Annotated in this window: 13 protein-coding genes; 4 read left to right on the forward strand and 9 right to left on the reverse strand. The window is 46.3% G+C overall.

Annotated features, from left to right (window positions below):
* Window positions 1-124: 124 nt before the first annotated feature.
* The 3 genes from AMJAP_RS04325 (at window position 125) to AMJAP_RS04335 (ending at window position 2219) form a co-directional block, all read left to right on the forward strand.
* Entirely contained in the window at window positions 125-439 is a 315-nt protein-coding gene (locus AMJAP_RS04325; protein WP_019623334.1) for a hypothetical protein, read from the forward strand.
* Between the two features lie 124 nt (window positions 440-563).
* Complete coding sequence (locus tag AMJAP_RS04330; protein ID WP_019623335.1) at window positions 564-1199, forward strand: YccT family protein; 636 nt, start codon at window positions 564-566, stop codon at window positions 1197-1199.
* 81 nt (window positions 1200-1280) lie between these two features.
* A complete protein-coding gene (locus tag AMJAP_RS04335; protein WP_019623336.1) occupies window positions 1281-2219 on the forward strand; it encodes a porin in 939 nt (312 codons plus the stop codon).
* A gap of 109 nt (window positions 2220-2328) precedes the next feature.
* Here the strand turns inward: AMJAP_RS04335 and mnmH are convergent, their stop codons facing one another.
* The 9 genes from mnmH to AMJAP_RS04380 all read right to left on the reverse strand — a co-directional run bounded on the left by mnmH (window position 2329) and on the right by AMJAP_RS04380 (window position 13206).
* Entirely contained in the window at window positions 2329-3435 is a 1107-nt protein-coding gene (gene mnmH, locus AMJAP_RS04340; RefSeq protein WP_019623337.1) for a tRNA 2-selenouridine(34) synthase MnmH, read from the reverse strand.
* 14 nt (window positions 3436-3449) lie between these two features.
* Entirely contained in the window at window positions 3450-4055 is a 606-nt protein-coding gene (locus AMJAP_RS04345; protein WP_019623338.1) for a DUF2238 domain-containing protein, read from the reverse strand.
* Window positions 4056-4084: 29 nt separating this feature from the next.
* On the reverse strand, window positions 4085-4951 hold the full coding sequence (locus AMJAP_RS04350; RefSeq protein ID WP_019623339.1) for a metallophosphoesterase family protein: 867 nt from the start codon (window positions 4949-4951) through the stop codon (window positions 4085-4087).
* On the reverse strand, window positions 4948-6333 hold the full coding sequence (locus AMJAP_RS04355) for an SLC5/6 family protein (protein WP_019623340.1): 1386 nt from the start codon (window positions 6331-6333) through the stop codon (window positions 4948-4950). The genes AMJAP_RS04350 and AMJAP_RS04355 overlap by 4 nt, the downstream gene beginning before the upstream one ends.
* A gap of 191 nt (window positions 6334-6524) precedes the next feature.
* Window positions 6525-7013 carry a universal stress protein gene (locus tag AMJAP_RS04360; protein WP_019623341.1) on the reverse strand — a complete coding sequence of 163 codons (489 nt, stop codon included), beginning with the start codon at window positions 7011-7013 and terminating at the stop codon, window positions 6525-6527.
* A 16-nt stretch (window positions 7014-7029) separates the two neighbouring features.
* Window positions 7030-9909, reverse strand: coding sequence for an FAD-binding and (Fe-S)-binding domain-containing protein (locus AMJAP_RS04365; RefSeq protein ID WP_019623342.1), 2880 nt, complete (start codon window positions 9907-9909; stop codon window positions 7030-7032).
* Between the two features lie 127 nt (window positions 9910-10036).
* Entirely contained in the window at window positions 10037-11422 is a 1386-nt protein-coding gene (locus AMJAP_RS04370) for a TRAP transporter large permease (protein ID WP_019623343.1), read from the reverse strand.
* The gene (locus AMJAP_RS04375) at window positions 11422-11949 is read right to left on the reverse strand and encodes a TRAP transporter small permease subunit (RefSeq protein WP_019623344.1); all 528 of its coding nucleotides are present in this window, start codon (window positions 11947-11949) and stop codon (window positions 11422-11424) included. The genes AMJAP_RS04370 and AMJAP_RS04375 overlap by 1 nt, the downstream gene beginning before the upstream one ends.
* 183 nt (window positions 11950-12132) lie before the next feature.
* A complete protein-coding gene (locus tag AMJAP_RS04380) occupies window positions 12133-13206 on the reverse strand; it encodes a TRAP transporter substrate-binding protein (protein WP_019623345.1) in 1074 nt (357 codons plus the stop codon).
* A 398-nt stretch (window positions 13207-13604) separates the two neighbouring features.
* Between AMJAP_RS04380 and pdhR the strand changes: the two genes are divergently transcribed.
* Window positions 13605-14369: a pyruvate dehydrogenase complex transcriptional repressor PdhR gene (gene pdhR / locus AMJAP_RS04385; protein WP_040405174.1), complete on the forward strand. Its 765-nt coding sequence runs from the start codon at window positions 13605-13607 to the stop codon at window positions 14367-14369.
* Window positions 14370-14450 lie beyond the last annotated feature (81 nt).

Here is a 14450-nt window from a genome sequence, read left to right on the forward strand (position 1 = left end):
CCTTTTTTTTGTCTGCTATACAACTGAAATATGAACAACTTCTACATCTTTTGTTTCTCCGGACTAGACTGTATTGGTATATGCAGTAAAACTGCGTTGCTGTAATCATCCGGGGGGAATGATCATGGAGTTGGTTAAAGACCTGTCAGACAGTGGTATTGTGTTTTATTGGATAGATGAAGCGGGTGTGCGGATTAGTCCTGAGCTTGTGACATTAAATCTAGCTAATGAATGGCATCAGAAAATTTTATTCGAAAGCTATTCTGGTCAGGAGCGGCGCATCTCCGTCATCGATCGACGCTCTGATCAGGATAAGCGTGATTCCATGATAAGAAATTATATCTCATCTCAAGCTTTCCCTAAGGGGCGGAGAATCACTGATATTCCGGCTGAAGTTGATCAGGATTTGGTAAAAGAAAAACTGAAAACACTTATCTGAATTTTCTGTTCTTACTTGTCTTTGTCTTTTTAATATTATGTAAATTAATAAGTAATATTTATGTAATTATTTTCTACTATTATCACTGCCATTAAATATCGACATGATTTTTTAGGTAGTGTGTATGCGCTTTAGTTTAAGTTTTTTCTTTGTTTTAATTCTGTTTTGTTCTTCGATAAGGGCAGATATTAATTTGTCTGTTGGGTCAGGTATTACTCTTATTGCTGTAAATGGGGCTGAAATTAATCGTAGCTCTCTATTTGACCATGCCGATAACATTGTATTGCCAAACGGAAAAAATCAAATTCTGGTTCAGTACTCAACAGAGATAAGATCTTCTGGTAGCTTTAATGTTGAAAATTCAGACCTTCATGTACTTGTATTTAGCGTAACAGATAAAACGATTAGCTTGTTAACTCCTGAAATTAAAAGGCTTTCTGAATTTAAAAGGTTTAACGCTGGTAAGCTTTGGATACTAAAAGATAGTTTTGATCGCTCGATTAAGTATATTTCTAAACCACTTTTGAAGTCAGGTTTTCAAATAAACAGAGATTATGAAGCTGAACTAAAAACGCTCAATGAATCAGGAGGGGATATATCAATTAGTAATGTTTTTGTCTCAGAAAAAAGCCCCCCGCAGAATAAATTTCTTAACGAATATAACCGAATTAACCTTCCTGAAATAATGCTGGAATATTGGTATTTAAAAGCTGATGTTGATACGCGTAATAGGTTTAAGTCTTCGGTTGTTGGTCAGTAATATATTGTAGTTTTTATAATGAAGTGGCATGGATTGCCTTTTTAAATTTGTTGTTTTTATTTTTATTATTTGGAGTAAGAAATGAAAAAAATCATCTTGACTGTTGCTATAGCGGCAGCCTCTTCTGGTGCTGTAAATGCTGCAACTATCTACGAAGCTGATGGCCTTAAGTATGACCTTAAAGGCGACTTTCAACTGCAGCTACGTCAAAAAGTGGGCAAAGATAAAGATCTTGACCTCGAATTTGATGATATTGAATTAAAAAATCGTGTTACATATGATCTGGGTAGCGACATGACAGCCTTTGGTCAGTTAGATTTTTCCTATGATGACTCTGCGAATGATAAGTATGATGGGCGTAGTGATCTTGAAGAAGCTTACTTAGGCCTTAGCTTTGGCGATATCGACGTCAGTTTCGGTAAACGGGATCTTTCGTCTGATGAGTTTGGTGTAGAAGCATCTTACGAAGAAGCGGGGGATGCATTTGATGAGCTGATTGAAGATGGCGATGATGTTATTCGTCTTGATGCAAACTTTGGTAATGTTTACGTTTCTGCATCAACAGAGCTAGAAGCACAGGGTAATTCCGCTGCTGATAACGATTCTGCTTTCGATGTCTTCGTCGCTGCAGACCTTGGCGTTGCGCAGGTTGGTCTTTCTTATCTGACATATGAAGCAGAAGGCTCAAATGATAGCCAGGAGGCATACGGTGTAATGGCTTCCTTTGATGCTGGGTTTGCAGAGCTGGCAGCAGATTACAGTACTGCTGAACTGTCTACAGCCACTGATGTCGATGTATATAACTTGGTAGCAACGTTTAAAGTAGCAGAAACAACTAAAGCCTCTGTCGGTTATAACAACGTTGACGAAGATGGAACCGATGAAGTTGCTACCTGGTATGCCAATGTGACATACAAGTTCCCTACCCAGAAAAACGTATCTGTTTTCGCTGAGCTTGCTGATAGCGATGAAGATGATTCTGAACTGGGTTACCTGGCAGGCATGCGGGTTAAGTTCTGAGTCTGTTAGCGAGTAGCAATCTGAAAAACGCTCATTCTGAGGTCACCCCTTCGAGCTTTGAATGAGAAAATTTTATGGCCGGCTTTTTAGCCGGCCTTTTTTATCCAGGCTATTGGTCTTTGTTAGCGGTTACCTCTGACAGATAATCATGACATTCCTGCCAGTTACCGCGATAGATAATTCGTTCATTCTTTTGGCTGAGTTGGTACTCATACATGGGGTCATAATACAGTTCCAGAAGAGGAGCAAGCCAGTTCAGATGGGCTTCATATCCAGATCCCTGTTGATGCATTTTAATAGCCTTTTGCATCTCTTCGCGCAGCGTCCGCCAGCGTTGATCACCCAGTCTTCGTTTGATTTTATCCAAACCTAATAAGAGGTATTCTTCACATAGGACATGACCCTGTTCTTCACCGTGCACACGGGTATAGTCGGCAACCATGTCGATGACGTATTCCTGTAGCAATCTTTGTAATCTCACATCCAGTGGATCTTCAATTACGGTAACAGGTGCAGCCTGCATTCCCTGATAGAGCGGAACTGGTAGATCGACGCTGCCGATGTTCCTGCCTTCATCTTCAAAGACCAGTTGCTGGAAGCCAGCGTTTTGCCTTTTTAACATCTCTATTGCGGTAACGTTTTCGAAGTTGATCTGGCTGTTTTGTGGCTCAACAAAGCGGCCAAAACTGGAACCACGATGATGGGCTGCGCCTTCAAGGTCGACCGCATTTCCGAGAGTGTTTACCATTAATGTTTTGGCCGAACCTGTTTTGCCTCCTACGATATGAAAAGGCATCGACTTTGGCAGATCAGCCAATGTCGTCAGTAATGCGTTTCTTAACGCTTTATAGCCTCCCTGTACCAGTGGATAATCTATCCCGGCTTCTTTTAGCCATTGTTGCGTGGTTCGCGAGCGTAAACCGCCGCGGAAACAATAGATATAGCCCTCAGGGTTGTTGCGGCAAAAGTTCAGCCAAAGCTCCATGCGCTGGTCTTTTGTTTGCCCACAGACCAGCTGATGGCCCAGTTTTATGGCGGCGTCTTGTCCCTGCTGTTTGTAGCAGGTACCGACCTTTTCACGTTCATCATCCGTCATCAGCGGAAGGCTTATGGCCGAAGGAAACGCCCCCTGGTTGAATTCGATAGGCGCTCGAAGATCAACCATTGGGGTGTTGTTAATAAAGAGCTCAAGGTACTTATTGGTGTCTTCACGCATAGTTATGTCTGTGGCTATGTAATCTTTGAGTTAAGTTGCCTGAGCTGTTGATCATGCCAACGGCTGAGTAGTATGAGCGCGGCGCAAGCGCCGATCAGGGCGAGGAACATATCGGATTGGGTATCCCATACGTATCCCTGAGTGCCGAGGAATGCTTCGGCGGATTCGCCGGTCAGTTCTGCCACCCACCATTCGATGAGTTCATAAAACGCACTAAAAGCGAGGCAAAAGCAGACTGTCAGGAAGTTGAGCCAGTGGTGGCCATTAACTGCTTGAGCCCGGATAAGGATCTCCCGGGCGATGATTGCCGGAATAAACCCCTGCGCCAGGTGACCAACCTTATCATAATTATTACGTTGCCAGCCAAACAGTTCCGATAGCTGATCAAAGAGGGGGACTTCGGCATAGGTATAATGTCCGCCGACCATCAATATGATGCAGTGAATTAGAATCAGGCTGTATAACAACGGTGTCAAAGGGTGACTGCGGAGTGTAAATAATAAGATAAGCGCCCCAATCAGCGCCGGTACGACTTCCAGAAACCAGGTAAACTGATCTTTGGGGTTAATACCGGACCAGAGAAGGACGGCTGAGAAGATTAAGATCCAGAGAATTCGCATACAGCGCAGTATAAGTGATTTATCAGTCCTTAAATAGCATCAGCGGCTCTGGGGATGCTGATCTCAGCCAGGGTTAGAGTTTTACCTGTTTGTTTTGCTTCGAATTCAGGCAGCACATCGAGACTGGGCCATAAACCGGAGGAGAGCGCTTTCATATAACCATTATTGAGCCCGGCTTTCTGCATCTGAATTGCTGTTTCGTTGTGGTCATAGCTTAATCTATGCCAGCTGCAAACCAGATGATCATCGGTCGGAGAAATTAACATATACCAGGTTAAAGCAGAGGCGTCGTTGGCAGGCATACCGATAACGCCGGCATTTAGCCAATATCCATGTTCAGTATTCTGCCCGAAAGGTAAGCCGCAATGTCCGGCGAGAATAATATCGCTGCGGGATGCTGTAATCTGTTGCTGTTTTTCAGCTTGAGAGTCAGAGGAAAAAAGGAATTGATTGTTCGAATCTGTTCCGCCGTGAATCGCCGAAAAGCTGCGCCCCCCATAATTGAATCGAATCTCGTCTGGCAGCTGTTTCATCCAGTCTTTGTTTTGTGAACTGACTCTGGGCAGAGTGTAGTTATACCACTGGGCAGAGAGGAGATCGCAGCTGCTGCCTTCGACAAAGCCGCAGCCGCAGTCATCCGAACCGTTTGCCACAGACTCTTCACAATTACCCGCGACGACGGCTATATTCCAGCGTTTAATTAGCTCCACTGTTTCATCAGGCTGGGCGCAATAAGCCACCAGGTCACCTGTGCAGAGAATATTAGTCGCAGGGATATTCAGCTCGGACGCTACGACTTGAATCTGCTCAGTTGCTTGCAGGTTGCTGTAGGGCCCGCCAAAAATCAGTAATGGCCTGGTTTCGTCCGGGCTGAAGTTTGTGCCTATACGGTTCATCCAGTAGTACTACTAAGTTGGGGTTGCTGCTTTTGGCTGACGATACCTGCCCAGAACAGCAAGCACCCGCTGATAAGAACGGTTAGGGAGATAAACAGCAGTTTAGTATACTTATGACTCTCCCCCAGCAACTGAGAATGCCCGGCAGATTCAGTAAAGTAGAGTGCCGCGCCGGTAATAGCAATCGCAAAGCTGGCTAAATAACTCCATAGCGGGATATCCGTTCGACCACCCCATAGTGAGAAGAATATTACCGGGGCCAGATACATTGATGCAGTACCGCTGACAGCGACAGCGCTGAACAGGTCTTTATTGCCCCAGAAGACCAGGAGCAGACCGAGCATCACAAACACTGCCATCGTGATTCTGCCATTCGCCCGGGAGGGCTCAATCCATCTCATATCCACGGCGACCAGCTTAGAGGCACTCGACAGAGTGCTATCCAGCGTCGACATAGCGGATATCACCAGCGTTATGTTGAAGAGCAGCATGGGGTTCTCACCGAGGATACGCAACAGAACCTGATTCATGGTCTCGCCACTGCCGGCATTGGCTCCTGCTACGATACCAAAACTGCCGAAGAGCATGATGCAGGCAAAGCTGATCCAGGCGGCATGATAAAAACTTTTCAGAGTGGTTTCTCTATCTGCAAGGAAGCCCCGGTCCATCATCACGGGGTCATGCATTGGGTAGCTCCAGATCTGTAGTAAAGCAACCACAATAAGTACCGGGCCGGGATCACTAATAGAGAAACTTTTAAACATCAGCGTAGCGGTATTAAGGTGACCTGTTGTTATCACGACAATTGTCAGTGCGGCCAGCAGAATCAAAAAAAGAACCATCTGGAACAGATCGGTTCGCAAGGATGCGTGAAGCCCGCCGAGCATAGAGTAGACAAGTGTGACGATTGCGAAAAGAGCCACGGCTATGGTGTAAGAGCTACTACCTGCAATGCCAAAGAGTATGCCGATCACCAGAATGTTAGCAAATACCTCGCTAACTAAGCGGATGCCGACGACAAAGTTGTAGCACTGCGTTCCCCATTTGCCAAACCGGTCGGTTAAAAAAGCCTGAATGCTGTCAAAACCATGTTTAAATCTAACGGAATCTATAATCTTGGCTCCCGTCAGAAAAGACAGGTAATAGGCTGCATAGGCCACAGTTCCCCAGATGCCATAATAAAAACCAAGGATGGCTGCATTAAGTAGGGAGCGCGCGAAAATCCAGGTAGTTACCTGTGAAAAGGTAAGCATTAACAGGCCGGGTGGCTTTCCTTTGGGCGATAGCCCATTGAAGAAGGCTCCGTTGCTTTTGGCCTTTGGGGTAATAAAGACTGAAAATATTGCTACGGCAGCAACCGCAATGATGAGTGGCAATTCCATGAGTTGTCCTGACTTTTTGGACCCGATTTTTGTCCGAATATTATGAGCTAACAAACTGAAACTAAGATGAAAATATTATTTTCAGCGGCCAAGTTAACCCTATTTTTTTGACAAAAAAAAGCCTGTCGTAAGACAGGCTTATTCAGAGGCTAACGTGCTTTGCGTTGCAGATTTTCGCCAGCTATAACGCGTTAAGCGAATTTCTTACCAGTCGGGACTGCCAGTACAGGTACTTTAGCGCCTTTAATAACCTGGCGGGTCGTCTGACTGTGATGGCCAAAGGTGTTTTCTGAGCCCATTACAATCATGTCAGCATTGTAGTTCGCAGCAGCTTTAAGGATTGAATCGGTATAGTTACCTTCAACGATAACCTGCTCAAGATTCAGGTCTACTTTTTTATCCAGTGAGCCGAGCTCTTCTACACAGAACTTATCGATTCGGGTTTTCATCTGCTCCATAACAGCATCGATACCTTCATCATGCATCTTATTGACGACGTCTTCTGGCAGATAGTTTTGGATCAGCGCGTGCCCCAGTTCGCCGATAGGCTCAATGATGTGCAACACGACGATACGTGCATTAAGTGTCTGAGCAAGGTTAACCGCCTGTCTGAAAACAGGGCGGGTATGTTTGCCCAAAGAAGTTGTGTACAGAATTGTCTTGATTTCAGGGAGTGCCATGCTCAATTTCCTCAGTTTACTGATCAGGCGTATGCGCTTGTATCAGTTTGTTCTCTGGGGTTGTATCCCGATTACTCAGTTTAGGCTGACTAACCCGGTCCAGAAGATAAATAATCGATTTGTAATCTATACCGCTGTGGTGTGACAATCCTATTTCACAGGTGCGACTGGTTGAATAGCCTGTATTACATCCTTCAACCGCTGGTTTTAGCGTTCTCAGAGCGGATTCATTCAGCTCTGGTGTCGAAAACCCTTTATCGCCGGCAAAGCCACAGCAGGTTATGTCTTCGGGTATCACTACATCGGTAACGCAAGCTTCAACAATCTGTTTTAGCTTATCTGCAGCGCCCATTCGGGTTGTACTACAGGTAATGTGTAATGCCACTGTCTCTTTAGCTGGCGTAATGACCAGCCGATCAAGCAAGTACTCATGGACAAACTCTACGGTATCCAAAAGTTTGATTTGCTGATCTACGTTATCCTTTAGTCTAATACTACACGGACTGGTGTCTGAAAGCACCGGATACTCACCATTTCGCGTAGCTTTGAGTAACATTTTTTCAGTCTCAGACGCTTTAAATGCTGCTGCATCAAACATCCCTTTAGACTGAAAAGGCATGCCACAACATAGCTGATCCAGGTTTTCAGGGTAGATAACCTCGAAACCGGCTTTGCGTAGCAATTGTTCCGTTTTATCTGCCAGAGAGGTCTGATCCTCATCCCCCCGGGCAGGTCCCATCGCACGACTGGCACAACTGGGCAGATAAACAACCTTCGGTGCGTCCGGATTTACAATCGGGCGCTGGGTGTTAATCTTAGTGGCAGCCTTTGGCATTGATGGTGTCCATTTCTGTACCCGGCCGCCGGAAATCTTACGGGAGGTATCACAGATAGTGCTCATCGCCTTAGTACCGAGCAGGGCATGAGTCAGATCCGCACCTATAAATGCAGCCTTACTCACTTTCATTACGCCACCGTAATGCTCTGCCAGCCACTGAGCCAGTTTCGTATGATTCTCATTGTTTCTACTGCGCACAGAGCGGGTCAGATCTCCCGTATTGATCTCTACAGGACAGGTGGTGGAACATAACCCGCAGGCCGCACAGGTATCAATCCCCTGATAAAGGTATTCTTTGCGTAACTCGGCAAGACGCTGCGGATCTTCTCCGTTGGCTTCCAGACGGGCAATCTCTCGCCAGATAACAATTCGCTGGCGTGGTGTCAGGGTCAGATCCCGCGAAGGGCAGGTCGGCTCACAGAATCCACATTCAATGCACTTATCCACAAGTGAGTCAGCAGCCGGCAATGGTTTAAGATTTTCCAGATGAACATGGGCGTTACGGTTAAGTAAAACACCGGGGTTAAGGATGTTTTCGGGGTCGAAAAGTTCTTTGATTTCCCACATAAGGGCATAAGCTTCACTGCCCCATTCTTTTTCAACATAGGGTGCCATATTACGGCCGGTACCGTGCTCTGCCTTCAGTGAACCATCATACTTATCCACCACCATATTGGCGACATCATCCATCAGGCCTTCATAGCGCTCAGTTTCAGCCTGGGAATCAAACGACTGAGTGAAAACAAAATGGAGGTTACCCTCGAGTGCGTGACCAAAAATCAGCGCTTCATTGTAATGCCACTTTTCAAAAATCTGATGCAGGTCGTGAACCGCATCGGCTAATTGAGGCACAGGGAAGGCAACATCTTCGATAATGACCGTCGTTCCTGTTTCGCGTATCGCGCCTACTGCCGGGAACAGCCCTTTACGAATCGCCCAGTACTTTGAATATTCAGTGGGGTCAGTCGTGAATTGAACGGGTTGAACCGTTTCAAGTGCTGCTATCGATGCTTGTATTACCGCAACCTGCTGGGCAAGATGATCCGGGCAACCTGAGCGGGTCTCGACCAGCAGCGCAGCGGCATCATCGGGCAGGTTCTTAATAAAGTCGGGCATACCTGCTTTATTTTCAATTGAACGCAGGCCTGCCCGGTCCATCATTTCAACCGCGGATACGGGAGTCTGCTTCAGAATAGCGACGGCTTCACAGGTGGTGCGAACCGTTGGGAAAAAGATCAGTGCTGAAGCTTTGTTAGGGTGCTCATCAACTGTGTTATAGGTGATCTCAGAAATGAAGCCTAAAGTACCTTCAGAGCCGATCATCAGGTGTTTCATGATCTCGATCGGGTCTTCATAATCCACCAGAGAGTTGAGTGCATAACCGGTGGTATTTTTCAGACGGTACTTATGTTCGATACGCTGGCGGAGACCTTCGTTGCTGCAGGTCTGTCGGGCAAGTGATTCTAGGGCGATTAACAGGCCCTTATGACTGTTTCTAAAGTCCGCAACAGACTGACTATCGCCGGTATCCAATGATGTACCATCGGCCAGTATTAGCTTCATGCTCCGTAAGGTGCGATAACTGTTTTGCGCCGTACCACAGCACATCCCACTAGCATTGTTCGCGGCAATACCACCAATCATCGCGGTGTTTATGGACGCTGGATCAGGGCCGATTTTTTTATTAAAGGGAGCCAGTGCTTTATTTGCCTGGCCGCCGATGACACCTGGCTGCAAACTGATCTGGCTGGCATCCTCATTAATTGAATAGTTCCTCCAGCCATCGCGAAGCTGAATTAACACCGAGTCTGTAATAGCCTGACCGGAGAGACTGGTTCCGGCTGCACGAAAGGTAACCGGAATTGCTTGTTGCTGGGCCAGCTTAATGATGCGGGCGACATCCTGTTCTGTTTCAGGGCGTACTACCAATTGTGGAATCAGGCGATAGAAACTGGCGTCGGTGCCATAGGCCAGGGTGCGCAGAGGGTCAGAAATGATCTGCTGAGCGGGCAGAAATTCCTGTAGCAGTTGCATGAATTGTTGGTATTGCTGCTTCATAAGAACCTCGCCTCAGGCAGCCGAATGCACAGGAGCCGCCCGGTATTTGTCAGACCCAAAGGGCCGGTATTATATTTTTATAAGGAGAGAGGGAAGGAGATTCGTGCTCCTTCCCTGTGTTGCCAGGTTAACCGTATGCTGCTGCAGGTAACCAGAGTACCAGTTGAGGCCAGAAGACCAGAATCAGTAAGCCGATCAATTGCAAAATGATGAACGGAATAACACCCTTATAAATATCAGTCAGTCTTACATTCGGCGGACATACGCCCTTTAGATAGAAGAGGGCAAAACCTACCGGGGGTGTGAGGAACGAGGTTTGTAATGCCATCGCCACTAACATGACGAACCACACCAGCTCAGGATTATCAACGACGCCATAGCCATTGATATCGAGCCCCAGAGCCGATATGACGGGGGCCAGCAATGGGAGAATAATCAGCGTAATTTCGATCCAGTCCAGGAAAAATCCCAGTAAGAAAATAATGCCAAGAATAAAGAAGATAATGCCATAAGGACCAAAAGGCAGTCCGGTCAGGAATGATTCAATCAGCTCGTCACCGCCCAGCTCTCTCAGTACTAAAGCAAAACAGGTAGCACCGATAAAGATAGCGAAGATATAGGCCGTCGTATTGTAAGTGCCTTGCATCACTTCTTTCAGCACTTTAAAGCTGAACTTACGGTTATAAAGCGCTAGCAGGGTTGCGCCAAATGCGCCGACACCTGAAGCTTCTGTTGGGGTCGCAAAACCACCGAAAATAGAGCCCAGAACAACAAAGATCAGCAACAGTGTTGGTAGTACTGCTTTGATAACTTTAACCACAGTGGCCATGTCTGCAGGTTTTGCATCTACTGGAACGGGGGCAGATTCAGGTTTTAACCAACCGGTAACCAATATATATACAATATACATGGCTCCCAGCATCAGGCCCGGGAAGACTGCGCCCATAAACAGGTCGCCAACCGACAGACCCAGTTGATCGGCCATAATAACCAGCATAATACTGGGTGGAATCAGAATGCCCAGTGTGCCTGCGCTGGCAATGGTACCCAGCGCCAGTGGCATAGAGTAGCCCTGTTTAGTCATAGCTGGCAGAGACATTACGGCTAGCAAAACGACCGAAGCACCAATGATACCGGTCGATGCAGCCAGAATAATACCAATAGCCGTTACCGTAATAGCCAGACCACCACGGACTCGCCCAAACAGTTCCTGCATCGAATTCATCAGGCGTTCGGCAACGCCAGACTTATCCAACATAATGCCCATAAAGATAAACATGGGCAGGGCAACCAGAATCCAGTTGTCCATAATCTTCCAGAGCCGGTTAACCACCAAACCCAGCGTCAGAAAGTCTAATCCGGTGATAGTGTCGAAGTAGGTATCGGCCAGATAGCCAATGAAAGCAAACGCGATACCGATGCCACCTAATACCCAGGCGACGGGAATGCCGGTAAACAGAAGTGCGATGAACGACAGGAACATCGCGATAACAAGAATCTCATTAATTTCCATTACAGGTCACCTTTAAACAGTAAAACGGTATCCCGGTAGAGGCGGGATAAAACAGCGAGGGCTAACAATCCCATGCTAAGGGGGATCACACTTTTGATTAGCCAGCGAAAAGGAAGGCCTGATGGTGACTCTGAGTGTTCGTTAATTCGATAAGACTCTGCAACGAAATCCAGGCTGTGGATAAAGATGACAGCGATAAAAGGCAGCACCATAAACAGGATGCTAAGGATCTCAATTACATTTTTTGTTTTAGCTCTGAAGTGGGAATAAAACAGATCAACCCGGATATGCGAATTGGTCGTTTGCGCATAAGACAGACCAAACATCACGCCTACGGCATACAGGTGCCATTGGAGCTCTTCAAAAATGATCAGACCACTTGAGAAGCCTTTACGAAGCACTACCTGAGTAATAATGATAAGGACTAGGAGGACATAGGACCAGGCGATGAGATGTCCGATCTTCTGTATCATCCGGTCAATGCTGTCCGCGAGTGGAACGCGGGGCAGGCTGCTTGGCTCATTCACAATAATGCACCTTTACCAGTTATTGTTATAGTTATGTATAGCTTGAGTCAGGCTAATACGTATAAGTTTTTGAAAAAACTCTGAAAAATAGACGCGCGAAAGCATCTGTTTTACAGATGGTTTTCATACAGTATAGATAGAAAGGCAGGGGGATAGAGTTATCCCCCTGCTTGAGTTTAGTGCTTAGTTATTCTTAGCGCGTGGTAAGAATGCGTTAGCTTCCCACAAGTTATAACCTTCACGGAAGGTGCTCAGATCATCCCAAACCTTCTTGAAGAAAGGATCAGCAGCTGTTTTTTCAACAACAACTTCGTCCCATTTTTCTTCAAAGGTTTTCAGCATTTCGTCATTCCAGTAACGAATGTTTACGCCTTGATCTTTCGCTTTGGCCATGACTTCAAACTGCATAGACTCACCTTCAGCAATCGCATTAGTCATGGATGCTTTACAGGTGTTTTCTACGATAGCTTGTTGTCCTGTAGACATTTTGCCCCAGGCATCTTTGTTAACAAGCAGCTCAAAGACAGTTGCTTGCTGATGCCAGCCAGGGAAGTAGTTATATTTGGCAATTTTGTGTAAACCAAGAAGCTTATCAATGGCTGGTTGAGAGAATTCGGTCGCATCGATTGCGCCTTTCTCCAGTGCACCGAAGATCTCACCACCGGGCAGCTGTGAAGTAGATACGCCCAGTTTCTCCATGACGGAAGCGCCCAGTCCGAAGAAACGCATATTCAGGCCTTTCAGGTCTTCAGGCTTATTGATCTCTTTCTTGAACCAGCCAGATGTTTCCGGAGAGATAATGGCACAAGGAATAACTTTAACGTTGAAGCCGTTAGTATCGTACATTTCCTGATACAGGCTCATGCCGTTGCCGTAGTACAACCAAGCCATATACTCGCCTGCTTCAGGGCCGAATGGCACTGCAGAGAAAAGAGCTGCGGCTGGCATTTTACCCTGCCAGTAGCCGGCTGTGGCATAACCGGAGTTAACTTTTCCTGAAGACACGGCATCCAGAATCTCTTTTGCGCCTACCAATTTACCTGGCTCGTAGATTTTCATCTTAACAGAGCCGTCGCTCATCACAGGAAGTTGTTCAGATACCCACTTAATGGGAGTACCCAAAGCTGGCAGGTGAGAGCCAAAAGCGATAGGTGTTTTTAGAAGAACCCGGTCTGCGGCCTGAACAGTTGTCGTTGCGGCAGTCAAAGCGGTTGAGAGTACTGCAGCGGAGACCAGAGACTTTGAAAATGTATTCATGGTGTATCCTCGTGATGTTTTGTTGTTTTTATCTTAATTTGCCTGATTCAGAACAGGCCATTCGGAAGCCTTAAAAAAATGTTCTTGAATAATTGGTAATACCAATTTACCATGCAATTAGTCGCTACCTTAAAAGTTACAGGTATCGCTTGTCAATGCTTTTTTATGTATTAAAAGTAGACGTATCTTCTGAAAAAGCGCTATTTTTTATTAAAATCAATAAGAAAGCAGGGTGTTTGCTATGGTCAGACCAATTTTTATTTGGTGTGTTTGGTGTGCTTCTATATAGTTCACGTCTGACACTGGCTGATTTGGCTGCTAAATATGGCTGGCACATAAGCTGGTTGAGAACATAAAGACGTAGTTGCCCACATAGGGCGATGGGTGGAGAAACAACGATGGCGTATCAGCGAGTAAAACAACCCAAGATATCCGATGTAATCATGGGTCAGTTGGAAGAGATGGTGCTCGAAGGTACGCTCAAGCCTGGTCAGAAGTTACCGCCTGAGCGAGAACTGGCCAAACAGTTTGAAGTTTCACGTCCTTCCTTAAGAGAAGCGGTTCAGAAGCTGGCCACCAAAGGGATTTTGATCAGTCGTCAGGGCGGTGGAACTTATGTTTCAGAAGAGCTGGGAGGGGCGTTCTCCGATCCTTTACTGGAGCTTTTCAGAACACACCCGGAAGCACAGTATGATCTGTTGGAGTTTCGTCATGCCCTCGAAGGCGTATCTGCCTATTACGCAGCACTGCGAAGCACGCCTGCGGATAAAGAAAATATTCGTGCCTGTTACGATGCTTTGCAGGGTTATCACGATAGAAAGGAGTTTGATAAAGAAGTATTAGCCGATGTGGACTTTCATCTGGCAATCGCCGAAGCCACTCATAACATGGTTTTGCTGCACATGATGCGTGCCCTCTTTAGTTTGTTGCGACAGCATATTTGGGAAAACCTTAAGGATATCTATCCAAAATCCGGGATTCGCGGAAAAATACATGAACAGCATTCAGTGCTAATGGATGCGATCCTGGCGGGGGAGCCAGAAAAGGCGCGCAAGGCTGCCCATGATCACCTCGCTTATGTAGAAGATGCACTGCTGGAGCAGGGTAAAGAGAACACTCGCCTCAAAAGAGCACTGCGTCGCGCCGACGTCACCCCTCTGTAATACTGCCTCTGTATAAAAACTACATGGAGTGGTGATTTTGTAGTCGCTATAGACATTAATCACACTTTTATGTAGTATTAC

Source organism: Amphritea japonica ATCC BAA-1530 (assembly GCF_016592435.1).
Taxonomy (GTDB): Bacteria; Pseudomonadota; Gammaproteobacteria; order Pseudomonadales; family Balneatricaceae; genus Amphritea; species Amphritea japonica.

Bases quoted from the DNA above. Each gene is read 5' to 3' on its own strand.
- AMJAP_RS04330 (WP_019623335.1), top strand. From the start codon at position 564: ATGCGCTTTAGTTTAAGTTTTTTCTTTGTTTTAATTCTGTTTTGTTCT.
- AMJAP_RS04355 (WP_019623340.1), bottom strand. From the start codon at position 6,333: ATGGAATTGCCACTCATCATTGCGGTTGCTGCCGTAGCAATATTTTCA.
- mnmH (WP_019623337.1), bottom strand. From the start codon at position 3,435: ATGCGTGAAGACACCAATAAGTACCTTGAGCTCTTTATTAACAACACC.
- AMJAP_RS04365 (WP_019623342.1), bottom strand. From the start codon at position 9,909: ATGAAGCAGCAATACCAACAATTCATGCAACTGCTACAGGAATTTCTG.
- AMJAP_RS04335 (WP_019623336.1), top strand. From the start codon at position 1,281: ATGAAAAAAATCATCTTGACTGTTGCTATAGCGGCAGCCTCTTCTGGT.
- AMJAP_RS04380 (WP_019623345.1), bottom strand. From the start codon at position 13,206: ATGAATACATTTTCAAAGTCTCTGGTCTCCGCTGCAGTACTCTCAACC.
- AMJAP_RS04345 (WP_019623338.1), bottom strand. From the start codon at position 4,055: ATGCGAATTCTCTGGATCTTAATCTTCTCAGCCGTCCTTCTCTGGTCC.
- AMJAP_RS04370 (WP_019623343.1), bottom strand. From the start codon at position 11,422: ATGGAAATTAATGAGATTCTTGTTATCGCGATGTTCCTGTCGTTCATC.
- AMJAP_RS04350 (WP_019623339.1), bottom strand. From the start codon at position 4,951: ATGAACCGTATAGGCACAAACTTCAGCCCGGACGAAACCAGGCCATTA.
- pdhR (WP_040405174.1), top strand. From the start codon at position 13,605: ATGGCGTATCAGCGAGTAAAACAACCCAAGATATCCGATGTAATCATG.
- AMJAP_RS04325 (WP_019623334.1), top strand. From the start codon at position 125: ATGGAGTTGGTTAAAGACCTGTCAGACAGTGGTATTGTGTTTTATTGG.
- AMJAP_RS04360 (WP_019623341.1), bottom strand. From the start codon at position 7,013: ATGGCACTCCCTGAAATCAAGACAATTCTGTACACAACTTCTTTGGGC.